Annotated in this window: 21 protein-coding genes and 1 tRNA gene; 8 read left to right on the top strand and 14 right to left on the bottom strand. The window is 70.5% G+C overall.

From position 1 onward, the window contains the following. The first annotated feature begins 53 nt into the window (after window positions 1–53). From OG514_RS12925 to OG514_RS12905, 5 genes are all read left to right on the top strand, one after another. Window positions 54–722 carry a class E sortase gene (locus OG514_RS12925; protein WP_266894052.1) on the top strand — a complete coding sequence of 223 codons (669 nt, stop codon included), beginning with the start codon at window positions 54–56 and terminating at the stop codon, window positions 720–722. Between the two features lie 64 nt (window positions 723–786). Further along, entirely contained in the window at window positions 787–948 is a 162-nt protein-coding gene (locus tag OG514_RS12920; RefSeq protein WP_015034837.1) for a hypothetical protein, read from the top strand. Continuing rightward, on the top strand, window positions 945–1,583 hold the full coding sequence (locus OG514_RS12915; RefSeq protein ID WP_086830118.1) for an aminodeoxychorismate/anthranilate synthase component II: 639 nt from the start codon (window positions 945–947) through the stop codon (window positions 1,581–1,583). The genes OG514_RS12920 and OG514_RS12915 overlap by 4 nt, the downstream gene beginning before the upstream one ends. Then, window positions 1,580–2,803: a class E sortase gene (locus OG514_RS12910; RefSeq protein WP_266894045.1), complete on the top strand. Its 1,224-nt coding sequence runs from the start codon at window positions 1,580–1,582 to the stop codon at window positions 2,801–2,803. The genes OG514_RS12915 and OG514_RS12910 overlap by 4 nt, the downstream gene beginning before the upstream one ends. 37 nt (window positions 2,804–2,840) lie before the next feature. Beyond that, the gene (locus OG514_RS12905) at window positions 2,841–3,515 is read left to right on the top strand and encodes a class E sortase (protein WP_266894043.1); all 675 of its coding nucleotides are present in this window, start codon (window positions 2,841–2,843) and stop codon (window positions 3,513–3,515) included. Window positions 3,516–3,597: 82 nt separating this feature from the next. Here the strand turns inward: OG514_RS12905 and pknB are convergent, their stop codons facing one another. The 6 genes from pknB to OG514_RS12875 all read right to left on the bottom strand — a co-directional run bounded on the left by pknB (window position 3,598) and on the right by OG514_RS12875 (window position 11,772). After that, window positions 3,598–5,610 carry a Stk1 family PASTA domain-containing Ser/Thr kinase gene (pknB, locus tag OG514_RS12900; protein WP_266894041.1) on the bottom strand — a complete coding sequence of 671 codons (2,013 nt, stop codon included), beginning with the start codon at window positions 5,608–5,610 and terminating at the stop codon, window positions 3,598–3,600. 155 nt (window positions 5,611–5,765) lie between these two features. Next, window positions 5,766–7,232: a penicillin-binding protein 2 gene (locus tag OG514_RS12895; protein ID WP_266894039.1), complete on the bottom strand. Its 1,467-nt coding sequence runs from the start codon at window positions 7,230–7,232 to the stop codon at window positions 5,766–5,768. Beyond that, entirely contained in the window at window positions 7,229–8,671 is a 1,443-nt protein-coding gene (locus OG514_RS12890; protein WP_266894037.1) for an FtsW/RodA/SpoVE family cell cycle protein, read from the bottom strand. Before OG514_RS12890 ends, OG514_RS12895 begins: the two co-directional genes overlap by 4 nt. 26 nt (window positions 8,672–8,697) lie before the next feature. Further along, window positions 8,698–10,191 carry a Stp1/IreP family PP2C-type Ser/Thr phosphatase gene (locus OG514_RS12885; protein ID WP_266894035.1) on the bottom strand — a complete coding sequence of 498 codons (1,494 nt, stop codon included), beginning with the start codon at window positions 10,189–10,191 and terminating at the stop codon, window positions 8,698–8,700. Between the two features lie 179 nt (window positions 10,192–10,370). Further along, the gene (locus OG514_RS12880) at window positions 10,371–10,901 is read right to left on the bottom strand and encodes an FHA domain-containing protein (RefSeq protein ID WP_266894034.1); all 531 of its coding nucleotides are present in this window, start codon (window positions 10,899–10,901) and stop codon (window positions 10,371–10,373) included. Between the two features lie 10 nt (window positions 10,902–10,911). Next, window positions 10,912–11,772 (bottom strand): DUF3662 and FHA domain-containing protein, encoded by an 861-nt coding sequence (locus OG514_RS12875; protein WP_266894032.1) that lies wholly within the window; start codon window positions 11,770–11,772, stop codon window positions 10,912–10,914. A 432-nt stretch (window positions 11,773–12,204) separates the two neighbouring features. On the opposite strand from OG514_RS12875, the gene OG514_RS12870 reads away from it, so the two are divergent. Beyond that, window positions 12,205–12,291, top strand: a tRNA-Leu gene (locus OG514_RS12870). A gap of 148 nt (window positions 12,292–12,439) precedes the next feature. Here the strand turns inward: OG514_RS12870 and OG514_RS12865 are convergent. The 8 genes from OG514_RS12865 to OG514_RS12830 all read right to left on the bottom strand — a co-directional run bounded on the left by OG514_RS12865 (window position 12,440) and on the right by OG514_RS12830 (window position 22,522). Beyond that, a complete protein-coding gene (locus tag OG514_RS12865) occupies window positions 12,440–13,879 on the bottom strand; it encodes an FAD-dependent oxidoreductase (RefSeq protein ID WP_266894030.1) in 1,440 nt (479 codons plus the stop codon). After that, complete coding sequence (locus OG514_RS12860; RefSeq protein ID WP_266894028.1) at window positions 13,876–14,973, bottom strand: methyltransferase; 1,098 nt, start codon at window positions 14,971–14,973, stop codon at window positions 13,876–13,878. Before OG514_RS12860 ends, OG514_RS12865 begins: the two co-directional genes overlap by 4 nt. Before the next feature lie 14 nt (window positions 14,974–14,987). Beyond that, a complete protein-coding gene (locus tag OG514_RS12855) occupies window positions 14,988–15,944 on the bottom strand; it encodes an NAD(P)-dependent oxidoreductase (RefSeq protein ID WP_266894026.1) in 957 nt (318 codons plus the stop codon). 13 nt (window positions 15,945–15,957) lie between these two features. Then, window positions 15,958–18,768, bottom strand: coding sequence for a non-ribosomal peptide synthetase (locus tag OG514_RS12850; RefSeq protein ID WP_266894024.1), 2,811 nt, complete (start codon window positions 18,766–18,768; stop codon window positions 15,958–15,960). Next, a complete protein-coding gene (locus tag OG514_RS12845) occupies window positions 18,765–19,175 on the bottom strand; it encodes a cobalamin B12-binding domain-containing protein (protein WP_266894022.1) in 411 nt (136 codons plus the stop codon). The genes OG514_RS12850 and OG514_RS12845 overlap by 4 nt, the downstream gene beginning before the upstream one ends. Before the next feature lie 63 nt (window positions 19,176–19,238). Further along, window positions 19,239–20,816: a methylmalonyl-CoA mutase gene (locus OG514_RS12840; protein ID WP_266894020.1), complete on the bottom strand. Its 1,578-nt coding sequence runs from the start codon at window positions 20,814–20,816 to the stop codon at window positions 19,239–19,241. A 45-nt stretch (window positions 20,817–20,861) separates the two neighbouring features. Beyond that, window positions 20,862–21,884: a zinc-binding dehydrogenase gene (locus OG514_RS12835; protein WP_266894018.1), complete on the bottom strand. Its 1,023-nt coding sequence runs from the start codon at window positions 21,882–21,884 to the stop codon at window positions 20,862–20,864. Then, window positions 21,881–22,522, bottom strand: a complete 642-nt coding sequence (locus OG514_RS12830; RefSeq protein WP_266894016.1) for an MBL fold metallo-hydrolase — start codon at window positions 22,520–22,522, stop codon at window positions 21,881–21,883. Before OG514_RS12830 ends, OG514_RS12835 begins: the two co-directional genes overlap by 4 nt. A gap of 171 nt (window positions 22,523–22,693) precedes the next feature. Here OG514_RS12830 and OG514_RS12825 point away from each other — a divergent pair, with 171 nt between their 5' ends. Next, window positions 22,694–23,623 (top strand): NADP-dependent oxidoreductase, encoded by a 930-nt coding sequence (locus OG514_RS12825; RefSeq protein ID WP_266894014.1) that lies wholly within the window; start codon window positions 22,694–22,696, stop codon window positions 23,621–23,623. 343 nt (window positions 23,624–23,966) lie between these two features. After that, window positions 23,967–25,034, top strand: a complete 1,068-nt coding sequence (locus OG514_RS12820; protein WP_266894012.1) for a ScbA/BarX family gamma-butyrolactone biosynthesis protein — start codon at window positions 23,967–23,969, stop codon at window positions 25,032–25,034. Window positions 25,035–25,037 lie beyond the last annotated feature (3 nt).

The following is a 25,037-nucleotide window of genomic DNA, read 5'->3' as shown; positions in this document are numbered from 1 at the left end:
GAGCCGACCGCTGGTGGGCCGACACCCGGTGCGTCGACTGCGGGAGGGGCCACTTGCGTCTCGTCGTGAGGACCTTCAGCGAGCTGTGCATCACCGTCGGCGCCCTGATCGTCCTCTTCGTCGTGTACGTCCTGTACTGGACCGGCGTCCAGGCCGCGAGCGCGAGCGCCGGCCAGATCGACACCCTCCAGCGGGAGTGGACGAGCACCCCGGTCCGGACCGCCGCCCCCGCCCCCAGGGCCGTGCCGTACGTCCCCGGCCGGGGCATCGCCGTCATGTACGTCCCCCGGCTCGGCAGGGACTGGAAGTGGCCGGTCCTCCAGGGCACCGGGGTCGGCACCCTGAAGAAGGGCCTCGGCCACTACGCCGGCACCGCCCGGCTCGGCGCGACCGGCAACTTCGCCGTCGCCGGCCACCGCCGCACCTACGGCGACCCCTTCAAGGACTTCCCCCGGCTGCGCGAGGGTGACGCGATCGTCCTCACCGACGGGACGACCTGGTTCACGTACCGCGTCGACCGCGCCCCCTACCGGACCGTGCCCACGGACATCGGCGTCATCGATCCCGTACCCGCGAAGTCCGGCTTCGCCGGGCCCGGCCGCTATCTCACCCTCACCACCTGCGAACCCGAGTGGGGCAGCAGCCACCGGCTGGTCGTCTGGGCGCACCTCGACGCCACCCGTCCGGTCGCCGACGGCCGTCCACAGGCTTTGGACAGCTGACCCCCCACGGCTCCCTCGCCCCGTACTCTGGTCCCCGTAACGAACGGAAGGGGCGGTCGACGTCATGTACGGCTGGATCTGGCGGCATCTGCCGGGCAACGCGTGGGTGCGGGCGCTGATCTCGATCGTGCTGGTCCTCGCGGTCGTCTACGTCCTGTTCCAGTACGTGTTCCCCTGGGCGGAGCCTCTGCTTCCGTTCAACGATGTGACGGTGGACGGCCAGTGAGCGCGCGAATTCTCGTCGTCGACAACTACGACAGCTTCGTCTTCAACCTCGTTCAGTACCTCTACCAGCTCGGCGCCGAGTGCGAAGTCCTCCGCAACGACGAGGTCGAGCTGAGCCACGCCCAGGACGGCTTCGACGGCGTCCTGCTCTCGCCCGGACCCGGCGCGCCCGAACAGGCCGGAGTCTGCATCGACATGGTCCGCCACTGCGCGGACACCGGCGTGCCCGTCTTCGGGGTCTGCCTCGGCATGCAGTCGATGGCCGTGGCGTACGGCGGGGTCGTCGACCGCGCGCCCGAGCTGCTGCACGGCAAGACCTCGCTCGTCACGCACGAGGGCCAGGGCGTCTTCGCCGGACTGCCCTCGCCGTTCACCGCGACCCGCTACCACTCGCTCGCCGCCGAGCCCGCCGCGCTGCCGGCCGAGCTAGAGGTCACCGCGCGGACCGAGGACGGCATCATCATGGGCCTTCGCCACCGCGAACTGCCCGTCGAGGGCGTCCAGTTCCACCCCGAGTCGGTGCTCACCGAGCACGGGCACCTGATGCTCGCCAACTGGCTGGAGCAGTGCGGCGACAAGGGGGCGGTCGGACGGTCGGCGGGGCTCGCGCCGGTGGTGGGCAAGGCCGTCGCGTGACGACGGGCTCTCCGTGGTTCCGGGCGACGAACGAGCCGGAGCCCGAGCCGATACCCGTGGACCCTTACGCGGCCCCCTCGCCGTACCAGCAACCGGCTCCGGCCCCGTACCCCGAGCAGGCCTACCCCGGGCAGCCCTACCAGGAGCACCAGCAGCCCTACCAGGAGCCTCAACAGCCCTACCGGGAACCCGCACAGCCCTACCGGGAACCCGAATCCGGCTACGAGACCCCCTACACGGCTCCTCACGCAGCTCCTCACGCAGCTCCTCATGAGGATCCCCGCGAGGACTCCTACGTGCCCTCGTACGAGCCGTACGAGGCGGTGGAGGTCCCCCGGCCCTCAGCGAGCGACACGGCGGTTCTGGAGGCCGTGGAGGCCCTTCCCGGGCCCGGCCGGGCCGAGCGCCGGCGCGCCGCCAAGGGCGGCCGGGGCAAGAGCCGTCGAGGCGGCCCGCCCACCGCCCCGTCCGGCGCCTCGCCCACCGCCCCGCTCTCGCGCGTCGAGGCCCGGCGTGCAGCCCGCGCTGCCAAGGACAGCGTCGGCGTCGTCGCAAGCCGCGCCGTCGGGGAACTCTTCATCACCTTCGGCGTCGTCATGCTGCTCTTCGTCACCTACCAGCTGTGGTGGACGAACATCCTCGCCGGTCAGGAGACCGACCGGGCCAAGGAGCGGATCGAGGACACCTGGGCCAACGGCGACGCCGAGAAGGACGACAGCAAGCCGGGCGCCTTCGAGCCCGGCGAGGGCTTCGCCATCATGTACATCCCCAAGCTGGACGTCGTCGTCCCCGTCGCCGAGGGCATCAACAAGGCCAAGGTCCTCGACAAGGGCATGGTCGGCCACTACTCCGACGGCAAGCTCAAGACGGCCATGCCGGCCGACAAGCAGGGCAACTTCGCGGTCGCCGGCCACCGCAACACCCACGGCGAGCCGTTCCGGTACATCAACCAGCTGAAGCCCGGCGACCCGATCGTCGTCGAGACCCGGAACGCCTACTACACCTACGAGATGGCGAGCATCCTGCCGCAGACCTCGCCCTCCAACGTCTCCGTGATCGACCCCGTGCCGAAGGGCTCGGGCTTCACGAAGGCGGGCCGGTTCATCACGCTCACCACCTGCACACCCGAGTTCACCAGCACGTACCGCATGATCGTGTGGGGCAAGCTGGTCGAGGAACGCCCGCGCAGCCAGGGAAAGCCGAAAGCGCTCGTAGGCTGAGACCCCACACCTCCGGACGGGACGACGGGACGACCTAGTGGCACGCGTGCGTAATCGGATCGCCGGGATCATCAGCCTCTTCGGGGAACTCCTCATCACGGCGGGCGTGGTGCTCGGCCTCTTCGTCGTCTACTCCCTGTGGTGGACGAACGTCCTCGCCGACCGTGCCGCCGACCAGGACGGCGCCCAGGTCCGCGACCGCTGGGCCGACGGACCCGGAGCGCTCGACACCAAGGACGGCATCGGCTTCCTGCACGTGCCGGCGATGAAGAACGGTGAGGTCCTGGTCAAGCGGGGCACCGGCAGCGGCATCCTCAACAACGGCGTCGCCGGCTACTACACCGACCCGATCAAGTCCGCGCTCCCGAAGGACAAGCAGGGCAACTTCACGCTCGCCGCGCACCGGGACGGCCACGGCGCCAAGTTCCACAACATCCACAAGTTGAAGAACGGCGACGCGATCGTCTTCGAGTCCAAGGACACCTGGTACGTCTACAAGGTCTACAAGACCCTGCCGGAGACCACGAAGTACAACGTGGACGTCCTCCAGCCCGTGCCGAAGGAATCCGGCAAGAACAAGCCCGGCCGGTTCATCACCCTGACCACCTGCACCCCCATGTACACCTCCGACTACCGGTACATCGTCTGGGGCGAGCTGGAGCGCACGGAGAAGGTCGACCGCGACCGGACCCCTCCGGCGGAGCTTCGCTGAGGTGACCGACGAGGACCGAAGGGGAGAGCCCCGGCATCCACTGGATGCCGGGGCTCTCCCCTGGTGAACGGTCGTGGGGGCGTCAGTCGAAGAAGCCGCCGCCGCCGTCGCCCGGGTTCCCGTTGTTGCCGCCGTTGCCGCCGCCACCGATCGTGTAGACGGTGATCGAGGTGCCGGGGTTGACCATGGAGTTCGCGGCCGGGTTCGTGCCGAGCACCATCGCGTCCTCCTTGTCGGAGCCCTCCTGGACGACGACCAGGTTCAGGGCCTCAAGCTGCGCCTTGACGTCCTTGAACGGCCTGTTCGTCAGATCGCCGGGAACCTGCACCTGGGTCTGCTGCGGGCCCTTGGAGACCTTGAGGGTGATCTGGACTTCCTTGGACTGGTCCGAGGGGCCCTGGGGAGTCTGGTCGACGACCGTGCCCGCGGGCTGGTCGTTGTCCACCTCCTCCTTGACGATGTTGGTGAAGCCGACGCCGTTCAGCTGCTGCACGGCCTGGTCGTAGCTCCGGGTCTTCACATCGGGGAGCTGGAGCAGCTTCTGCTTAGCGACGGTGATCGTCACCTCGGAGTTCTTCTCCGCCTTGGTGAGACCGTCCGGGTTCTGCCGCAGGACCGTGCCGGGGTCCTCGTCGGACTCCTCCTGCACGACCTTGACCTTGAAGCCCTTGTCCTTCAGGGTCTCCTCGGCGCGCTCCTGGGACTGCTCGACGACGTCCGGGACCTCGGCGAGGGGGGCGCCCTCGGAGACGTACACCTGGATCGTGGAGCCGGTGTCCATCTTCGCGGCGTTCTCCGCGACCGGGGACTGGCGGCAGATGGAGCCCTTGGGCTGGTCGCAGCGCTCGGTGCCGGCCTCCTGCAGCTTCACCTCGGAGTTGGTCGCGTTCCCGTTCGCCGCCTCCAGGGTCAGACCGACCAGCTGCGGGACGGTGACCTGCCGGACGCCGTCCTTCTTCTCGAAGAGCGAGACGCCGATGAAGATCGCACCGACGAGCACCAGGATGCCCGCGAGGACCAGCAGGATCGTCGAGGTGTTCGACTTCTTCTGGCCGCCGCGACGGCGGTCCGGACGGTCGTCGTAGCCGTAGCCACCGTCGTCCGCGTTGATCGGGGGCAGCATCGAGGTCTGGCCCGCCGGGTCGGCCTGGCGCAGCGCCGTGGTCGGCTGGTCCTCCGGGTAGCCGCCGTAGCCCCCGCCGTAGGCGGGCGCGCTCCCCATGCCCATCCCCATCGCGGCGGCGGCCGCGACCGGCTGACCGTCGAGGCAGGCCTCGATGTCCGCGCGCATCTCGTCGGCGGACTGGTAGCGGTAGTCGGGGTCCTTGACCAGCGCCTTGAGGACGATGGCGTCCATCTCGGGCGTGATCTCGGGGTCGAAGTTGCTCGGCGGCTGCGGCTCCTCGCGCACGTGCTGGTACGCGACCGCGACCGGGGAGTCACCGATGAACGGGGGACGGACGGTGAGGAGCTCGTACAGCAGGCAGCCCGTGGAGTACAGGTCGGAGCGGGCGTCGACCTGCTCGCCCTTGGCCTGCTCCGGGGAGAGGTACTGGGCCGTACCGATCACCGCGGCGGTCTGCGTCATGGTCATGCCGGAGTCGCCCATGGCGCGTGCGATGCCGAAGTCCATGACCTTGACCTGGCCGGTGCGCGTCAGCATGACGTTCGCCGGCTTGATGTCACGGTGCACGATGCCGGCGCGGTGCGAGTACTCCAGCGCCTGGAGGATGCCGACCGTCATTTCGAGCGTGCGCTCGGGCAGCAGCTTGCGCCCGGAGTGAAGCAGCTCACGCAGGGTCGACCCGTCGACGTACTCCATCACGATGTACGGGATGGAGACCCCGTCGACGTAGTCCTCGCCGGTGTCGTAGACCGCGACGATCGCCGGATGGTTCAGCGAGGCGGCGGACTGTGCCTCACGGCGGAACCGGGCCTGGAAGGACGGGTCGCGGGCCAGGTCGGCCCGCAGCGTCTTCACGGCGACGGTGCGGCCGAGCCGGGTGTCCTGTCCGAGGTACACCTCGGCCATGCCACCACGGCCGAGCACCGAGCCCAGCTCGTACCGGCCGCCGAGGCGACGCGGCTCTTCCATAGCTAATCCAGCCCTCTCCGTCTGTCCCGACCGCACCCATGGGTGGTCCGGCGGTGTGTGCTGTTCGCGGATACGGTACCGGCCCCGGGAAGACGATCCGCCCGGGGCCGGTAGCTGATACCTGACCGGTACCTGGCACGTACGGGGCCGAGACGTCAGCCCCGGGTCTTCAGGACCGCCTTCATCACGGCCTTCGCGATCGGTGCGGCGAGACCGCCACCGCTGATGTCCTCACGCGAGGTGCCCTCCGAGTCCTCCACGATCACGGCCACCGCGACAGGGGAGCCCTCGGCGGTCTTCGCGTACGAGATGAACCAGGCGTAGGGGCGCTTCGCGTTCTTGGCGCCGTGCTGGGCCGTACCCGTCTTGCCGCCGACCTTCACGCCGTCCATGTTCAGGTCGGCGTTGCCGCCGGTGCCGTTGGTGACGACGCTCTCCATCATCTGCTGGAGCAGCTGGGCGTTCTCCTGCGAGACCGGCTGGCTCATCTCCACCGGCTCGGTCTTCTTGAGCAGGTCGACGTTGGGGGCGCGCAGCTCGTCGATCATGTACGGCTTCATCAGCTTGCCGTCGTTGGCGATCGCCGCTGTGACCATCGCCATCTGGAGAGGAGTGGTCGCGGTGTTGAACTGGCCGATGGAGGAGAGCGCGTTGCCACCGCGGTCGGCCGTCTTGTCGTAGACCGAGGCGGAGGAACGGACCGGGGTGAACTGCTCGGCGTTGAAACCGAACTTCTCGGCCATCTCCACCATCTTGTCGCGGCCGACGTCGTCGCCGAGCTTCGCGAAGACCGAGTTGCAGGAGATGTCGAGGGCACGCTTCAGGCTGGCGTTGGCGCAGCCCCTGGCGTGGTTGATCATCTCCCGCTTGGAGAGGGGGATCTTCCAGCCCTCGGGGGTGTCGGTCGGCGCGTTGATGTCCTTGACCTTGCCGTTCTCAAGGGCAGCGGCGGCGGTGACGACCTTGAAGACGGAACCGGGCGGGTAGATCTCGCGGATCGCCCGGTTCAGCTTCGGCTTGTTCTTGTCCTTCTCCAGGGCCACCCAGGCCTTCTCGTCCTTGCCGGAGTAGCCGGCGAAGGAGCCGGGGTCGTAGGAGGGGGTGGACGCCATCGCCAGGATCTTGCCGGTCTTCGGCTCGATGGCGACGACCGCGCCGGTCTTGCTGCCGAGGCCCTCGAAGGCGGCCTTCTGCGCGGCCCCGTTGAGGGTGGTGACGACGTCGCCGCCCTTCTTCTTCTCGCCGGTGAACATGGCGAGTGTGCGGTCGAAGAAGAGCCGGTCGTCGTTGCCGGTGAGGATGCCGTCCTCGATCTTCTCGATCTGGTTGGCGTCGTAGGCCTGCGAGGCGTAACCGGTGACCGGGGCCCACATGGGGCCGTCGGTGTAGGTGCGCTTGAACTTGTAGAAGGTGTCCTGGGAGTCGACGGAGCCGGTGACCGGCTTGCCGTCGACGATGATGTTGCCGCGCTCGTTCGCGTATCGCTCGATCTGAACCCGGCGGTTCTTGGGGTGCGCGTTCAGCTCGTCGGCGCGGACGAACTGGAGCCAGTTGTCGCGCAGGAGCAGGGCGAGGACGAGCAGGCCGCAGAAGATCGCGACCCGCCGCAGCGGCTTGTTCACGGACGGACCACCTGGGTCATCTCGGCGTCGGGGGACGGGGCGGGCGCGGGCGCCGGGCGCCGCGCGGTGTCGCTGATCCGGATCAGGATGCCGACCAGGGCCCAGTTGGCGATCACGGAGGAACCGCCGTACGCCAGGAAGGGCATCGTCATACCGGTGAGCGGGATGAGGCCCATCACACCGCCGGCGACGACGAAGACCTGCAGTGCGAACGCGCCCGACAGGCCCATCGCGAGCAGCTTGCCGAAGGGGTCGCGGGCGGCGAGGGAGGTGCGGATGCCGCGTTCGACGATCAGTCCGTAGAAGAGCAGGAAGACCATCACACCGGCCAGTCCGAGCTCCTCGCCGACGGTGGCGAAGATGAAGTCGGAGTTGGCGGCGAACTGGATCAGGTCCGAGTTGCCCTGGCCGAGGCCGGTGCCGAGGATGCCACCGGAGCCGAAGGACATCAGCACTTGGGTCATCTGGTCACAGGCGTACGCCATGTTGGAGCCCTCGGGGGCCGTCTTCAGGCACTCGAAGGGGTCGAGCCAGGCGGCTACACGGGACTGCACGTGGCTCGCGGTGGAACCGACGATGACGGCGCCGGCCGAGGACATCAGCAGACCCATGACGACCCAGCTGGTCCGCTCCGTCGCCACGTACAGCATGATCACGAACATGCCGAAGAACAGCAGCGACGTACCGAGGTCGTTCTCGAAGACCAGGATGAGGAGGCTGACCGCCCAGATCGTGAGGATCGGGCCGAGGTCACGGCCACGTGGCAGGTAGAGCCCCATGAAGCGGCGGCTGGCCAGGGCCAGCGCGTCCCGCTTCACCATGAGATAGCCGGAGAAGAAGACCGCAAGCACCAGCTTGGCGAACTCACCGGGCTGGATGGAGAAGCCACCGACGCGGATCCAGATCTTGGCGCCGAAGACGTCCGCGCCGAGCCCCGGGACGAGCGGCAGCAGCAGCAGGACGAGCGCCACCACCATGGAGATGTACGTGTAGCGCTGCAGGACCCGGTGGTCCTTGAGTAGCAGCAGCACGCCCGCGAACATGGCGATGCCGATCGCCGAGTACATCATCTGGTTCGGCGCGGACGGGCTGAAGGCGCCGTACGAACGCTTCGCCAGCGAGATCAGCCGCGGCGACTGGTCGAGCCGCCAGATCAGCACCAGGCCCATGCCGTTGAGCAGGGTCGCAAGCGGCAGCAGCAGCGGGTCCGCGTAGGGGGCCCACTTCCGCACCACCAGGTGCGCGACGCCCGCGAGCAGGGCGAGGCCCAGCCCGTACCCGAGCATGCCGGCCGGGACCTTGCCGTCGATGGCCAGGCCCACGTTGAGGTAGGCGAACACCGGGATGACGACGGCGAACGCCAGCAGCGCCAGCTCGGTGTTGCGGCGGCTCGGCGCCTCGATCGCGCCGATGGTGGTCGTGTTGGTGACAACGCTCATGGTGGTGAAAGGCCCCCTACGGGTGCTTACTGCTTGCCGCAGTTCGAGGCCAGCTTCTGCTCCTCCGCGGTGAGGGTGGGACCCGGGGTCGGAGCGGCTGTGGTGGGCTTGGAGTCGGGTTTGGCGGTGCCGTCCGGCGTCTCGGCCGGCGGCTTGCTCGCCTGGTCGGCGGCCTTCTCGGCGGCGGCGCGGCGCTGCTCGGTCTTCTTGCAGGCGGAGGCCTGCACGGCCAGCTCGGAGATCTTCGTCTCGGCCTTGGAGAGGCTGCCGCCGGTGATCGTGTCCTCGACCTGCTTCTGCTGGTAGGCGGGCAGGTACTTGAGTTCGATCTCGGGGTGGTCCTTCTCGACCTTCGACAGCGAGACCCACGCGAGGTCCTGGCTGATGCCCTGGTACAGCGCCACGTGCTGGTCCTTGGACCCGACGAAGTACTGCGTCTGCGTCCAGCGCCAGCCGCCGTAGAGCCCGCCGCCGATGACGGCGAGGGCGAGGACCAGGAGGAAGGAGCGCTTGAGCCACTTGCGGCCGGTGCGCGGCTTCACGAAGTCGTCGTCCGTGTACGACTCGAAGGAGCCCTGCGGGGGCATCCCGCCGTAGCCGTGGCCGTCGCCGCTGCCGGGCGGGCCGAAGCCGCCGGCGGGCGGCTGCTGGTGCGGGGCCGGGCGGCCGAGTCCGGAGGCGCGGCCGGCCGGGGTCTGCATCGCCCCGCCGTCGTTCAGCTGGGCGGCCTGGTTCTCGGCGACCGCGCCCACGATGACCGGGGTGTCGCTGAGGTGACCGGCGAGGGTGTCGCCGCCGTCGACGTCCAGGACGTCGGCGACGATCACCGTGATGTTGTCGGGGCCGCCGCCGCGCAGGGCGAGCTGGATCAGCTCCTGCACGGTCTCCTGGGGGCCCTGGTAGCTGGCGAGGGTGTCCTCGAGCGTCTGGTGCGAGACCACGCCGGACAGGCCGTCGGAGCAGATCAGATAGCGGTCACCGGCCCGGACCTCACGGATGGAGAGGTCGGGTTCGACGTGGTCGCCACTGCCGAGCGCGCGCATGAGGAGCGAGCGCTGCGGGTGGGTGGTGGCTTCTTCCTCGGTGATCCGGCCCTCGTCGACGAGCCGCTGCACCCAGGTGTGGTCCTGGGTGATCTGGGTCAGCACGCCGTCGCGGAGCAGATAGGCGCGCGAGTCGCCGACGTGCACGAGCCCGAGCCGCTGGCCGGTCCACAGCAGGGCGGTGAGCGTGGTGCCCATGCCTTCGAGCTGCGGGTCCTCCTCGACCATCATCCGGAGCTGGTCGTTGGCGCGCTGCACCGCCGTACCGAGCGAGGTGAGGATGTCGGAGCCGGGGACGTCGTCGTCGAGCGTGACGAGGGTGGAGATCACCTCGGAGGAGGCGACCTCACCGGCGGCCTGGCCGCCCATGCCGTCGGCGATGGCGAGCAGCCTGGGCCCGGCGTAGCCGGAGTCCTCGTTGCCCTCGCGGATCATGCCCTTGTGCGAGCCCGCGGCGAATCGCAGAGACAGAGTCATGCGCACCTGCCCTGTCGACGCCGCATCGGGGTACGGCCGGTCTCGACCCACACTGCCCACCCTCCGGTCGCTCCGGTCACGCCGGTCGCTTCAGTCGCTCCGGTCGGGAGCGCGGCACAGCCTGTGGCGGGGACCGTCCCGACTCGCTCGCTCCGCTCGCGCCTATTCATGATGTAGCACTACTTCCGCAGCTCGATGACGGTCTTGCCGATGCGGATCGGCGCGCCCAGCGGAACGGGTGTCGCGGTGGTGAGGCGGGTCCGGTCGAGATACGTGCCGTTGGTGGACCCGAGATCCTCGACGATCCACTGGCCGTCCCGGTCCGGGTAGATCCTGGCGTGCCTGCTGGACGCGTAGTCGTCGTCCAGCACGATCGTCGAATCGTGCGCCCGGCCCAGCGTGATCGTCTGCCCCTGGAGGGCGACGGTCGTGCCGGTGAGGGTGCCTTCGGACACGACCAGCTTGGTCGGGGCGCCTCGGCGCTGCCGCCCACCGCCCGCGGGCTGCTGGCCGCGCTGCTGCGGCGGCGCGGCGGCCTGCCGCGCCTGCTGCTGCTGTTGTTGAGGTCGCGCCTCCTGGCGCCGTGAACCGCGCTGGGTGACCCGCGTACCGAAGAGGTCGCTGCGGATGACCTGGACGGCCACGATGACGAACAGCCACAGAACGGCCAGGAAACCCAACCGCATGACCGTCAGGGTCAGCTCTGACATTGCCCCCGCTTCACCCTTCGGCTTGCCGGTAAACGATGGTGGTGCTGCCCACGACGATCCGCGAGCCGTCGCGGAGCGTAGCGCGGGTGGTGTGCTGCCCGTCCACCACGATGCCGTTGGTGGATCCCAGATCCTGGATCGTCGAGGGCGTTCCGGTCCGGATCTCGCAGTGCCGGCGGGAGACGCCGGGATCGTCGATCCTCACGTCCGCGTCGGTGCTGCGGCCGAGGACCAGGGTCGGGCGGGAGATCTGATGGCGGGTGCCGTTGATCTCGATCCAGTGGCGGACCTGGGTGCCCGCTCCGCCGTGCGTACCGGGGCCGGGGCCCGCGGGACGGGCCGCCGCCGGCCGGTGGCCGGGGGCGCCGGGAGGCGGGGAGGCGGGCATGGGCGGGGCGCCGGCCGGGGGGTACCCGTAGCCGCCGCGACCCTGTCCCTGGGCCTGCTGCTGGTGAGGCTGCTGCTGGCCGCCCGCGGGCGGCTGCGGCTGTGACGTACTCGACGCCAGGGTGCGGCTGCGGACGCGGTACAGACCGGTGTCGAGGTCCTCGGCCTTCTCCAGGTGGACCTTGATCGGTCCCATGAAGGTGTACCGCTGCTGCTTCGCGTAGTCCCTGACCAGGCCGGCGAGCTCGTCGCCGAGCTGGCCCGAGTAGGGGCTGAGACGCTCGTAGTCCGGCGTGCTCAGTTCCACGATGAAGTCGTTGGGGACGACGGTCCGCTCGCGGTTCCAGATCTGTGCGTTGTTGTCGCACTCGCGCTGGAGTGCGCCCGCGATCTCGACAGGCTGGACCTCGGACTTGAAGACCTTGGCGAAGGTGCCGTTGACCAGACCTTCGAGACGCTGCTCGAAACGCTTCATGACTCCCATGGGGCACCTCCTCCGTCGTTGTCGTCCTGGTACTGCTTACTGATCGTATCCACGCGTCGGGAAATCGGCTGGTTCCCCTTCTCTGCCCTGTGGACGAGTGTCACCTCTCACAGGCCTTCCCCACGGATCGTAGAGGCGGCTTGTGGACAGTGTCCCGCACCCGGCTGTGGGAGTGGGGGCTCGGTCCGGGTCCGGGGGGCGGTCCGCCCCCTTCCTCCCCCTACCTTCCCTTCCGTCTCTTTGTCGGTCTCCCTTCTCTTCCGGCGTCCAGGCACCGTCCTTCCCGCGTCCGTCCTTCCGTCCCTCCCTCACCTTGGTCTCCGTGAGCGGAGGCCAAACAACGGATGTGAATCCACGGTCTGCGACGTGCTAATCTTCTGATGTCGCCAGGCGATCGCACCGAAAGGTGAGGGAGCCCGGAGCACACCCAATGCGCGGGTGGCGGAATAGGCAGACGCGCTGGATTCAGGTTCCAGTGCCCGAAAGGGCGTGGGGGTTCAACTCCCCCCTCGCGCACCATCTCGGGAAACCGAGGAAACGGTCGGCATCGTGATCACGATGCCGACCGTTTCGTTTTCCCCCTCTTTCTTTCGGGCGGGGATGTGACGTAACCCACGGGTGCGGGGCGGGGGGCGCGTCCGCGGGACCGTGGGCTACGTCTCCGGGGTCAGGCCGCGGTCACCGGCCAGTGCCTCAGGGCCGCGCGGAGGGCCTCGGGGTCCGGGGTGTCGGAGGCCCAGGCGATGTGGCCGTCGGGGCGGATCAGCAGCGGGCCGGGCAGGTTTCCCGCCGGGGCCGCGAGGTGCAGCCACTCCGTCTCCGGTACCGGGCTGCCGTGGGCGACCAGGACGAAACGGCCGTCGCGCAGTACCTCGTACAGGCGCCGTCCACCGGAGAGCCGGAGGTCGGGGACCCGACGGCCGGTGAGCCGGTGACTGCCGCGCGGCGCCGGGTAGGCGATGCCGATGCCGGAGAGCAGGCGCTCGCCCGTCGCCGTCAGCGAGTTCAGCCGGTTCGCGAGCGGCAGCCCGACCTGGCGCAGACCACGCGTCAGACCGTTGCGGGGGGACCGCAGCACGCCCCGGGTGATCGCCCCGGAGACCCGCAGCGCCTGCCGCCCGACGGGGTGGCGCTCCCGCTCGTACGAGTCGAGCAGCGGCTGCCCGGCGCGGCCCTGGACCACGGCGGCCAGTTTCCAGCCCAGGTTGGCGGCGTCCTGGAGGCCCGTGTTCATCCCCATGCCGCCGGCGGGCGAATGCACGTGCGCGGCGTCGCCCGCCAGCAGCACCCTGCCCTCGCGGTAGCGCACGGCCTGCCGCTCGTCGCTGTGGAAGCGGGAGATCCAGCGCGGGTCGTGCATGCCGTAGTCGGAGCCCAGGACCCGGCGCAGCAGCGCGGAGAGCTCCTCCGCCACCACCGGCGCGTCGTCGGGCCGCTCGTCCCCCGCGACCCAGCCGATCGCCCGGTACCAGCCGTCGCCGAACGGTACGAGGGAGGCGAAGCCGTGCGCGTTGGAGTTGGTGGTCACCGCGTCGACGGGGATCTCGGTGAGCCGGATGTCGGCCAGCATCACCGAGCGCACCACCGACTTGCCGGGGAAGGCGATGCCGACCATCCGCCGCACCGAGCTGCGTACGCCGTCGCACCCGACCACGTACCGGGCGGTCAGGACGTCCCCGTCGGCCGTCTCCACCTCGACGCCGGCGTCGTTCTGGCGCAGCCGCGTCACCTCGGCGCCCCGCACGATCCGCGCCCCGGCGGCGCGCGCCCGCCGTTCCAGGAGCCGTTCCACGTGGTACTGCGGGGTGATCAGGGCGAACGGGAAGCGGGAGCGCAGCCGGTGCAGCCGGAGTTCGATCCTGCCGAAGACGCCGATCACGGGCGCCTTGCGGCCGAGGGCGACGAGTTCGTCGCCCAGGCCCCGGGCGTCGAGCAGCTCCAGGGTGCGGGCGTGCACCGCGAAGGAGCGGGTCATGGCGGTGTCGGCGGCGTGCTCGCGCCGTTCGAGCAGGGTGACCCGCACCCCGGCGGTGGCCAGGTCGCCGGCCAGGAGGAGGCCGGTGGGGCCTGCCCCGATGACGAGGACGTCCGCGGTGTTCTCCTTCACACCGTCGCCTCGATCATGTGCTGGTAGGTGTTGACCGGGCGGACGTCCCGTACGGTCAGGCCGGCCCGCTCCACCAGTCCGAGCAGGCTCTGCCGGGTGTGCTTGCGGCCGCCGACGGTGAGGAGCATCCGCAGGTCCATCCCGGTGCTGAACATCTGCCCGGGGCCGTCGTCGACCAGGTTCTCCACGATGATCACCCTGGTGCCCGGGCGGGCCGTGCGTACGACGTTGCCGAGTACGACGACCGCGTCCTCGTCGTTCATCCCCAGGACGTTCTTGAAGACGTACACGTCGATGTCGGCCGGGACGGCCTCGCGGCAGTCCCCGGCGACCAGTTCCGCCCGCTCGGCGAGCGTCCCGCCCTCGCGCAGCCGGGCGTCCGCGCCGGCCAGCACGTCCGGCCGGTCGAAGAGGACGCCCCGCACGTCCGGGTGGTGTTCGAGGAGGGCGGCGAGCAGCGCGCCCTGGCCGCCGCCGATGTCGGCGACGGTCCGCGCGCCGGACAGCGGCACGGCTCCCGCGACGGCCCTGGCGGACTGGATGCTCGCCTGGGTCATCGCACGGTCGAAGACCGCCGCGGACTCCGGCCACGCGGAGTGCACCTGGTCGAAGAACTCCTGCCCGTGCAGGTCGACGAAGACGTCCTTGCCGGTGCGCACGGACTCGTCGAGCCGGCCCCACAGTTCCCAGGTCCACGGCTCGGTCATCCACAGCACGAGCTGGTCGAGGCTGTCCGGGGTGTCCGTGCGCAGCAGCCGGGAGATCTCCGAGGGGACGAAACGGCCCTCGGGGTCCTCGGCGAACACCTGGTGGCAGGTGAGCGAGCGCAGCAGGCGCCGCAGCGCGTCCGGGTCGGCTCCGACGGTCCGCGCGAGGTCGTCCGCCGTCGCCGGGCCGTCGCCGAGGGCGTCGGCGAGACCGAGCTTCACGGCCGCCCGCAGCGCGGCGGCGCAACTGCTGCTCAGCGCGCGCTCCAGCAGGCTCAGCACCTGCGGCTCGGTGGACGGCCCGGTGGACGGTTCGGTGGGCGGCTGGGTGGGCGGCTCCCACGACGGTTCGGCGGACGACTTGGTGGGTGCGGTGGAACCGGTCACGAAAGGGGGCCTCTCTATCGGGTCTGTCGGGCGGCGGCGGTGACACAGCCGGGGAAGTGCGCTTCGAGCACCTGGCGGACGCCGTCGCGCCAGGACCACTCGCAGGCGCCGACCAGGCTCCTGCGGAGGGTGTCGTCGTACGCGACGACCGCGCGGGTGACGTCGCCCGGGACGAAGTCGACGGGCACGCCGGTGAGTTCCGAGACGTAGGCGAGGAGGTCGGTGATGCCGACGACCTCGTCCCCGCCCCAGTTCACGACGGTCGCGGGCACCGTCGCCGTGGCCCACAGGCCTGGCACGTGCCGGGCGATGTCGTCGGTGTGGATCGGGGAGCAGTAGTGCTGGTCCGTGTGCGGGACCGCGACGGGCTGCCCGGCGAGCATCGCCCGGTAGTGGATGACCGGGGCCCCGCCGTGCCCGTGCGGCCCGTAGGCGACGTTGAGCCGGGCGATGGTGGTGGGCAGGCCGAGGGTGACGGCGAGCGCCCGTACGGCTCCCTCGGTGGCCAGCTTGCCCACCGGGTAGGTCGGCAGGAAGGCCGAGTGGGCCGCCAGCGGGTCGGTCTCGGTGTACCGGTGGTCCAGTGCCCCGGGGGCGTAGACCGCACTGGTGGAGATGAAGAGGAACGATTCGGCGGATCGGCAGTGGGTCATCAGGCGGCCGGTGCCGACGGAGTTGACCGCCACCACGTCCTCGAAGTCCCCGTCGCCCCGCTCGACCGCCGCGTGCAGGACATGGGTGAAGTCGTCGGGGACCCCGTCCAGGCCGTCCCGCTCGTCCGGTCCGTACGCGGCCATGTCCCAGCGCCGGGTCCTGATGCCCCGGTCCCGCAGCCCGCGTTCCGTCTCCGGGTCCGAGAACCGGCCCAGGCACCACACCTCGTTGTCGCGGGCGAGTGTCTCGGCGGCCGTGCGTGCGACCAGTCCGGTCGCCCCGGTGATCAGGATCTTCTTGCCGGTAGGTGTCTGCATCCGGGTGGCTCCTCTACTGCTCGTCGGACGGGGCGGACAGCGACCGGGCGAGTTCCGCCCGCAGGATCGACTGGAAGGCGGCCACGTGGCGGGCGCCCATGAGGGTGTAGTGCTCGCCGGGCACGTCGAGGAACCGCGGCGCCTCGCGGGTGAAGTCGGTCCACCGGCTCAGCTCGTTGTTCAGCCAGTCCTGCTTGCTGCCGCGGAGCGGGACGGCGTAGAAGACGCTCATCCGGGCGACGTCGCCGGACGGCACGTAGCTCCGGCCGAGGTCGGTGAGGCCGTCCGCGAGCTCCGCCCACGCGGTGAACCGTTCGAGGTCCAGGTCGAGTTCGGCGAGCCGCTCCGGGGGAGCGATGTCGATCAGGCGGCCGAGCTGCTCCCGCCTGTCCAGCGGCCGGAGTTCGGCGGGCAGCGTCTTCGCCCGCTGCTCGGAGACCAGGTCCAGGAACATGGCCAGGTTGACCGCGGTCTCGACGAAGTCGAGCTCGTCCATGCGGTACTTGATGTGCGGGGGGAGGTTGAAGCTGCCCAGGAAGTCGACGCGTTCGCCGTCGGCCTCAAGGAGCTTGGCCACCTCGAAGGCCACCGCCGCGCCGAAGGAGTACCCGGCGATCGCGTAGGGGCCGTGCGGTTGCCGGGACCGGATGGCGTCCACGTACGCGCGTGCCATCTCGTCGAAGGACGCGAACGGCTTCTCCCCCGGGTTGAAGCCGCGGGCCCGCAGCGCGTAGAAGGGCCGCTCGTGCACGAAGTACTTGGCCAGGTTGACGAAGACGAGCACCTCGCCGACGCCCGGGTGCACGCAGAACAGCGGCGTCCCGTCCCCGCTGGTCTGCAGCGGGACGATCGGGTCGTACGGCGCGGGCGCGTCGCTCCGGTCCGCCTCGATGCGGGCGGCGAGCGCGCGGACGCTCGGCGAGGTGAGGATCGCGAGGACCGGCGGCTCCGTGCCCGGGAAGCGCCGGGCGATCAGGCTCTTGAGACGCAGGATGTCCAGTGACGTACCGCCGAGGTCGAAGAAGCTCGCCGTGGCGCTGATCGTCGCCGGGTCGGTCTCGAAGAGCTCGCCGTACAGCTCCGCGAGCGCCTCCTCGCGGGCGCCCTCGGGAGCGACGTACCCGCCGAGCTGCCGGGTGACCAGGGCCTGGACGGAACCCACCTGCTCGGCGTAGTCGCCGGCCTCCAGCCGGCGCCGCATCAGTGCGCGCGGGATCTTGCCCAGGCTGGTCTTCGGGAAGGCGTCCTTGGGTAGCGGAAGCAGGAGCGCGGGACGGAAGCCCCAGTGCAGGACGACGCTGTTCCGGACGGCTATCAGCAGGCGGTGCAGTGCCGGTTCGTCGCCGGCCACCTCGGGGGCGGCCGCGAACGCGACGGCGAGCTGCTCGGTGTCGCTGCCCTTCGGACGGGTCGGGAACGCGGCGACGAACGACTTCTCGATGCCTTCCAAGCCGTCGAGCACCGACTCCAGGTCGTGGCTGTAGTAGTTGACGCCGTTGACGATGACGCTGTCCTTGCTGCGCCCCACGAGGGTCAGCCGGCCCCCGTCGAGCCGGCCGAGGTCACCGGTCCGGAACCAGCCGTCCGTGGTGAAGGCGGCCTCGGTGGCCTCCTTGTCGTTCCAGTACCCGCCCGTGACCATCGGTCCGGTGAGCTGCACCTCTCCGGTCTCGCCCGCGGCCTGCGGCAGGCCGGTGTCCTCGGCCGCGATCCGGATGCGCAGCCCGTCGACCGGCCTGCCGACCGCCGCGAACTCGGCCTCGCGGTCGGCCTCGGGGAACTCCCGGTTGTAGATGCTGCCGGCGCAGGTCTCCGTCATCCCGAAGGCGGGCCACAGGGCCTCGCGGCGCAGTCCGTACGGGGCCAGCCGGTCGAGGAAGCCGATGCCCGTGGCGACGGGGTTGGCCTCGCCGCCGGAGACGATGTGCCGCAGACAGGACAGGTCCAGGGACGGAGCGGCCGGCAGGCTGTCGACGGTCTTGTTGAGTTGACCGAGCAGGAAGTTCGGCGTGAACGTCATCGTCACCCGGTGCGCGTCGATCAGCTCCAGGAAGCGCATCGGGGCGGCGAGCACCGTCTCCGGGGAGGTCTGCAGCTGGACGGCACCGACCGACAGCGGAAGCAGATGCGCTTCGAGGAGCGCGGCGACGTGGTCGTACGAGATCCAGTTCAGGGTGACGTCGTCCGAGGTCAGCGACTGCGTCCCGGCCTTCGCCGCCATGGAGGCCAGCAGATTTCCGTGGGTGAGCCGGACGGCCTTGGACGCACTGGTGGAACCGGAGGTGAGGACGAGGAGGGCGACGTCGTCGGGGGAGGCCGGGGTGAGCGGAAGCGCGTCTCCCTCGATACCGGCGGCCGTGCCGGCCGGTGTCAGGTCCTCCAGGGTGACGACCGACAGGCCCTGGACGGCGGGGAGTTCCTCGCACGTTCGGGCGTCGGTGACCAGGAGCGGTCCGTCGAGCAGGGTGTTGACGTGGCCGAGCTGGGCCGCCCAGCGCTGCGGGTCGTCGCGCAGGGGGACCAGCGGGCACACCGTGATCCCGCCGAGCAGGCACGCCCAGAGGGCCGGCAGGAAGTCCTCCGGCCGTTCGAGGAGCAGCGCGACGATCCGGTCCTCGCCCACTCCGGACTTCCGCAGCCGGGCGAGGACGCGCAGCGACTCCTCAAGGAGCTCCGGATAGGTCTGGAGCCGGAAGTCGAGCGGCCGGTCCGCGGAGCCGTAACGGATCCCGTGCTCCGGGAACCGGGCGGCGGCCCGGGTCAGCAAGGCGCCCAGGTCGGAGGTCGTGTCGTGGTCGGCTGTCGTGTCGTGCTCGGTCGTCATCGTGCCCCCTCAAGTGCGGCGATGTTCCGGGTCACCCAGGCGGAGATGTCGCGGATGGGCGAGCCGGGGGTGAAGAGTGCGGCCACGCCCATCGCGCGGAGCACCGGGATGTCGGCCTCCGGGATGATGCCGCCGCCGAAGACGGTGATGTCCCGTGCGTCCGCCTCGTCGAGGAGTGTGAGGACCTCGGCGAAGAGCGTCATATGAGCGCCGGAGAGGACCGACAGGCCGATGCCGTCGGCGTCCTCCTGGACGGCGGTGTCGACGATCTGGCGCGGGGTCTGGTGGAGCCCCGTGTAGATGACCTCGACTCCCGCGTCCCGCAAGGCGCGAGCGATGACCTTCGCCCCTCGGTCGTGTCCGTCAAGGCCGGGCTTGGCGATCACGACCCGAATCGGCGTGTCCATCGGATTCCCCCTCTGTTTTCTGTTGTGTGCTGTCTTCTGTCGTACGCGGGCGTCCGTGAGGTCTCAGGTGGTCGTCGGGCTGTAGGTGCCCCAGACGTCGCGGAGTGCGTTGCAGACCTCGCCGACGGTGGCGCGGGCCTTGAGGGCGTCCTTCATCGGGTAGAGCACGTTGTCGGTGCCCTCGGCCGCCTTCTTCAGTTCCGTGAGCGCCGCGTCCACCGTCGCCTGGTCGCGTTCGGCGCGCAGCGTGGCGAGGCGTGCGGCCTGCTGGGCTTCGATGGCGGGGTCGACGCGCAGCGGTTCGTAGGGTTCCTCGACGTCGATGGTGTAGCGGTTGACGCCGACGACGACCCGCTCGCCGTTGTCGGTCTCCTGGGCGATCCGGTAGGCGGAGCGCTCGATCTCGCTCTTCTGGAAGCCGTGCTCGATCGCGTTGACCGCGCCGCCCATCTCCTCGACCCGGCCCATCAGGTCCAGGGCCGCCGCCTCGACGTCGTCGGTCATCTTCTCGACGACGTAACTGCCGGCGAACGGGTCGACGGTCGCGGTGACGTCCGTCTCGTAGGCGAGGACCTGCTGGGTGCGCAGGGCGAGGCGGGCGGACTTGTCCGTCGGCAGGGCGATCGCCTCGTCGAAGGAGTTGGTGTGCAGGGACTGCGTCCCGCCGAGGACGGCCGCCAGGCCCTGGACGGCGACGCGGACGAGGTTGACCTCGGGCTGCTGCGCGGTCAGCTGCACGCCCGCGGTCTGGGTGTGGAAACGGAGCATCAGCGACTTGGGGCTCGATGCGCCGAACTCCTCCTTCATGACCCGCGCCCAGATCCGGCGGGCCGCCCGGAACTTCGCGACCTCCTCCAGGATCGTCGTGCGCGCCACGAAGAAGAACGACAGACGGGGTGCGAAGTCGTCCACGTCCATGCCCGCCGCGACCGCCGTGCGGACGTACTCGATGCCGTCGGCCAGGGTGAACGCGATCTCCTGCGCGGGCGAGGCCCCCGCCTCCGCCATGTGATAGCCCGAGATCGAGATCGTGTTCCACTTCGGGATCTCGGCCCGGCAGTACTTGAAGATGTCCGCGATCAGCCTCAGCGACGGCTTCGGCGGGAAGATGTACGTGCCCCGCGCGATGTACTCCTTCAGCACGTCATTCTGGATCGTGCCCGTCAACTGACCTGCCGGGACGCCCTGTTCCTCACCCACCAGCTGGTACATGAGGAGGAGCAGGGCGGCGGGGGCGTTGATCGTCATCGACGTCGAGACCTTGTCCAGCGGAATGCCGTCGAACAGGATCCGCATGTCGTCGACCGAGTCGATCGCCACCCCCACCTTGCCGACCTCACCCGAGGAGATCGGCGCGTCGGAGTCGTGGCCCATCTGCGTCGGCAGGTCGAACGCCACCGACAGACCCATCGTGCCGTTCGCGATCAGCTGCTTGTACCGGGCATTGGACTCCACCGCCGTACCGAAACCCGCGTACTGCCGCATCGTCCACGGCCGGCCCGTGTACATCGACCGATACACACCGCGCGTGAACGGATACCCGCCCGGCTCACCCAGCTTCTCCGCCGGGTCCCAGCCCTCCAGAGCCCCCGGCCCGTAGACCGGCTCGATGGGCAGTCCCGACTCCGACTCGCGCGTCATGCGTATCCCCCGTCTTCCACCGGCTGTGTGCTGGTCGTGCCTTGTTCAGGACCGGACATCGAGGACGTACTTGCCCGTGGAGGCCCGGGTCTCCAGGAGCTCGTGCGCGCGTGCCGCGTCGGCCAGCGGGAGCACGGTCACGTCCACGCGGACGCTGCCCTTGGCGACCTCGGCGAGGGCCTGCTCCAGGTGGGCGCGGAGCAGCTCCGGGGCTCGGCCGGCGACGCCGCCGAGGTTGTATCCGGCGAGGGAACTGTTCGTGTACCAGGGGTGGTTGCCCTCGAAGGTGACGTCCTCGGCCGCCGCGTTGCCGAAGATGACGTGGCGGCCGAAGGCGGCCAGGAGGCCGGACACGGACGACCGGAACGCGCCGCCGACGGAGTCCAGGACCAGGTCCGCGCCCGCTCCGCCGGTCCGCTCGGCCACCTCCTGCTCAAGCTCCTCGTACGACACGACGCTGTCGTAGCCGAAGCCGCGCGCGTACTCGGCCTTGGCGGGGGAGCTGGTCACGCCGATGACCGTGCCCGCGCCGAGCTGACGCGCCAGCTGCGCCGCGGCCGTACCGACGCCGCCCGCCGCCGCGAGGACGACCACGGTCTCTCCCTTGGCGAGGTGACCCGCCGAGGTGAGGACGCCGAGGGCGGTCGTGACGTTGCACAGGGCGCCGGCCGCGAGGGCTCCGTCGAGGTCGGCCAGCTCGCCGTCGAGGCGGACGACGTGCTCGGCTCCGACGGCCACCACCTCGGCGTTTCCGCCGCCGCCCAGGGTGAGCGCGGCCACCCGGTCGCCGGGCTCGAAGCCGGTGACGCCCTCGCCCACGGCGCGGACCGTGCCGACCGCCTCAAGGCCGGGGAAGTGCGGCAGGCCGACCGGGAACTGGCCGCGGCGGAACATCACTTCGGCGAAGTTCACGCCCGCGTACCGGACGTCGACCGTGAGCTGACCGGCCTCGGGCTCGGGCGTCTCGACCTCGCCGACGGTGAGGACGGACGGGGCGCCGAAGGCGTCGAAGCGGACGGTGCGCATACGGCTGCCGGAGGTCGTGGAGGTCGGGGCGGTGTTCGTCATCGGATTCCCGTCTGGCTGAGGAAGGAGGTGGGGCCGTGGCCGGTGAGCAGCCGGGTGTCGTCCGGGCAGAGGCCGGTGACCATGCGGAGGGAGTCCTCCATGCTCGTGGGGCTGGCGGTCGGTGCGTCCGCGCGTCCCGGGCCGTTCGCGAGCAGGGTGTCGCCGGTGGCGAGCAGGGGAGCGTCGCCGCTGTCGAAGCGGAACATCACCGAGCCGCTGGTGTGGCCGGGTGTGTGCAGCACCGTGACGATGCCGGCGGCGAAGGTCAGTTCGCCGCCCCGCTCGGGGAGTTCGCTCACCTCGTCGGGTTCCTGGTCGGGGTGGCCGACGAGGAGGTCGCGGGGGAACGAGTCGGGCAGTCCCTTGGCGGGAGCGCCGAGCTGGTAGCGGTCGGCCGGGTGGATCCAGGCCGGGACGCCGTAGTGCCGGGCGAGCGGCACGGCGTCCCAGGTGTGGTCCATGTGGCCGTGCGTGATCAGGATCGCCTCGGGTTCGAGACGGTGGGCGCGGACGGCCCGCAGGACCGCCTCGCGGGAGTCGTGTCCGGGGTCGACGACGAGGCAGGGGTTCCCCGGCCCGGCGGCGACGATGTGGACGTTCGTTCCGAACTTGCCGGTGGCGGCGGACAGTACGAGCATGACGCGACTTTGGCTGAGCCTTCGGTCATATGTCAATTGCCATAGGTGTCGCAGAACTCTGGCTCAAGTCTGCCCTATAGTGGCGAGGGCCGCCACCGCCGTACCCGTCGTACGGTCCGCGTCCGGTGCGTGTCAGTCCGTCAATCAGCCGTCCCACCAGGGGGTTCGTCCGTGAAGGCCATCGCCGTCCAGCGTTACGGAGGCCCGGAGGTCCTGGAACTCATGGATCTCCCCGAACCGCGCCTCGGCCCCGACGTCGTGCTCGTCCGGGTGCGGTACGCGGGCGTCAATCCCGCCGACTGGAAGATCCGCGAGGGCTACATCGACGACTGGTTCGAGTCCCACTTCCCCATGGTGATGGGCTGCGACCTGTCCGGCGTCGTCGAGCGCACCGGCCTCGGCGTCACCGAGTTCGCCCCCGGCGACGAGGTCGTCGGCTACGTCCGCGCCGACCACATGCAGCGCGGCACGTACGGCGAACTGGTCGCCGCGCCCGTCCGGACCCTGGCGCACAAGCCGCGCTCCCTCGACGCGCGGGAGGCGGCCGGACTGCCGGCCGCCGGCCTCACCGCGTACCAGGCACTCCGCCGCCACCTGGAGATCGGCCCCGGCGACGTGCTGCTCGTCCACGCCGCGGCCGGCGGGGTCGGCTCGCTCGCCGTCCAGATCGGCCGCGCCCTCGGCGCCCGCGTCATCGGCACGGCCAGTGAGCGCAACCACGACTTCCTCCGGTCGCTCGGCGCGGAGCCGGTGACCTACGGCCCCGGGCTCGCCGACCGGGTGCGCGCCCTGGCCCCGGAGGGCGTCGACGCCGTCTTCGACCTCATGGGCGGGGACACCCTGGCCGGTTCGCCGGCGCTGCTGAGGCCGGGCGGACGGCTCGCCTCCATCTCCGGTGACGTGACGGGGCTCGGCGGACGCTACGTCTTCGTCCGCCCCGACCCGGCCGATCTGGCCGAGCTCGTGGCGATGGCGGACCGCGGCGAGGTCCGGGTCCACGTGAGCGCCGAGTTCCCGCTCGCCGACGCGGCCCGCGCCCATGAACTCGTGCAAACCGGCCATGTGCGCGGCAAGGTCGTCCTGGCGGTCGGAACCGCCTGACCGGCGGTCGAAAAGGCCTGATCCGGCCCGTCCCGCCGACCGAACCGCACCCGTCCGAGACCCGTACCGGACAAGCCCGACGCGCTACCCGTACAAGAAGATCCGCATTCCACACGTGTGAGAGGCCCGAGGCCGCCCCTGTCAGGGGCGGCCTTTTCTCGTGTGTCCGGAGGCCTCTGCGGCCGGTCTTCAGTGAATCTTCAGCGGCTCTCAAGCCGCCCACACGTGAGGCCACGGTCGACTGCCCCGTCGTTCGCAGATGAAACCCCAGAGGCGACTGTGAGGCTTGATTCATGCCCTCAGGGGCCCGCCGAAGCAGACCCACGGACGAACGGAACCGGGCATGACCCTTGCTGAGCAGGAGCCGACGGTAGCGGCGCCGGCCGCGGCCGAACTCGCCTACCAGCGTCCTATGGACCGCGCCCTGGTGCACCGCCGGGCCGTCATGGAGGTCTTCGTCACCGACGCCGTCCGGCACGGCGACGACGCCTTCGCCGTGGCCGTCCAGGCACCCCGCGCGCACAGCTACTACAACGACCACACGCAGCGGCCCGCGCTGCTCGACCCGCTGTTCCTCCTGGAGGCCGCCCGCCAGGCGGTCACCGTCGTGGCGCACCAGTGGCTGGACGTCACGTACGACACCTCCTTCCTGATCAGCGACTGGACCACCGAGTTCACCGACCTCGCCGCCCTGCGGACCCGCGTCGACGTCCCGGACGAGCTCGTCGTCGAGGTCACCACGCGCGACGTCAAGCGGCGCGGCACCAGGCTCCTCGCCGCCACCCTGGAGTGCGTGTTCCTGGTGGGCGGCCGACGGGCCGGGACGAGCGTCGTCGTGGCCGGATACCTCAGCCGCGACGGCTACACCGCCCACCGCGAGAAGAGCCGGGGTTCCGTCCCGCCGCTCTCCTCCGCGATGCCGCACACCCGCACCGGCACGCCCGTAGCACCCGCCCTGGTGGGCCGCGAGCGGACGGAGAACGTCGTCCTCACCGACGTGGTCCGGCACCCCGACGCCACGACCGCGCTGCGCGCCGTGCTCGACGTCCCGGTGCGGCACGCGGCCATGTACGACCACCCGCTGGACCACGTACCGGCGATGGCCCTGATGGAGGCGGCCCGCCAGGCCGCGGTCCTCGCCTCCGACGAGTCCGGGGAGTCCGGCGACCGGCGGTACGCACGTGCCTTCGGCGCCACGTTCCGCCGGTTCGTCGAGCTGGACAGCCCGGTCACGGTCTCCGTCGCGCCGTCGGCCGGCGAGCGCCTCACCGTCGACTTCCGGCAGGACGGGGAGTCGGTCTGCACGGCCGACATCGAGGTCGCGGTCCTTGCCGAGCACGAGTCGCCCGAGTCGTCCGCCGCGGCCGAGACCGCCGACGCGTCCGAGTCGCCCGACACGGACGGCAGGTGACGG

The sequence above is a fragment of the Streptomyces sp. NBC_00572 genome, assembly GCF_026341815.1.
In the GTDB taxonomy this organism is placed as follows: Bacteria; Actinomycetota; Actinomycetes; order Streptomycetales; family Streptomycetaceae; genus Streptomyces.
Note: the sequence above shows the minus strand (reverse complement) of the source record. Positions and strands in the feature narration are given on the sequence as shown.

Excerpts from the sequence above, each read along its gene's own strand:
- OG514_RS12885 (WP_266894035.1), bottom strand. The coding sequence starts at position 10,191 with ATGACTCTGTCTCTGCGATTCGCCGCGGGCTCGCACAAGGGCATGATC.
- OG514_RS12850 (WP_266894024.1), bottom strand. The coding sequence starts at position 18,768 with ATGACGACCGAGCACGACACGACAGCCGACCACGACACGACCTCCGAC.
- OG514_RS12920 (WP_015034837.1), top strand. The coding sequence starts at position 787 with ATGTACGGCTGGATCTGGCGGCATCTGCCGGGCAACGCGTGGGTGCGG.
- pknB (WP_266894041.1), bottom strand. The coding sequence starts at position 5,610 with ATGGAAGAGCCGCGTCGCCTCGGCGGCCGGTACGAGCTGGGCTCGGTG.
- OG514_RS12830 (WP_266894016.1), bottom strand. The coding sequence starts at position 22,522 with ATGCTCGTACTGTCCGCCGCCACCGGCAAGTTCGGAACGAACGTCCAC.
- OG514_RS12890 (WP_266894037.1), bottom strand. The coding sequence starts at position 8,671 with ATGAGCGTTGTCACCAACACGACCACCATCGGCGCGATCGAGGCGCCG.
- OG514_RS12845 (WP_266894022.1), bottom strand. The coding sequence starts at position 19,175 with ATGGACACGCCGATTCGGGTCGTGATCGCCAAGCCCGGCCTTGACGGA.
- OG514_RS12820 (WP_266894012.1), top strand. The coding sequence starts at position 23,967 with ATGACCCTTGCTGAGCAGGAGCCGACGGTAGCGGCGCCGGCCGCGGCC.
- OG514_RS12875 (WP_266894032.1), bottom strand. The coding sequence starts at position 11,772 with ATGGGAGTCATGAAGCGTTTCGAGCAGCGTCTCGAAGGTCTGGTCAAC.
- OG514_RS12840 (WP_266894020.1), bottom strand. The coding sequence starts at position 20,816 with ATGACGCGCGAGTCGGAGTCGGGACTGCCCATCGAGCCGGTCTACGGG.
- OG514_RS12880 (WP_266894034.1), bottom strand. The coding sequence starts at position 10,901 with ATGTCAGAGCTGACCCTGACGGTCATGCGGTTGGGTTTCCTGGCCGTT.
- OG514_RS12855 (WP_266894026.1), bottom strand. The coding sequence starts at position 15,944 with ATGCAGACACCTACCGGCAAGAAGATCCTGATCACCGGGGCGACCGGA.
- OG514_RS12835 (WP_266894018.1), bottom strand. The coding sequence starts at position 21,884 with ATGACGAACACCGCCCCGACCTCCACGACCTCCGGCAGCCGTATGCGC.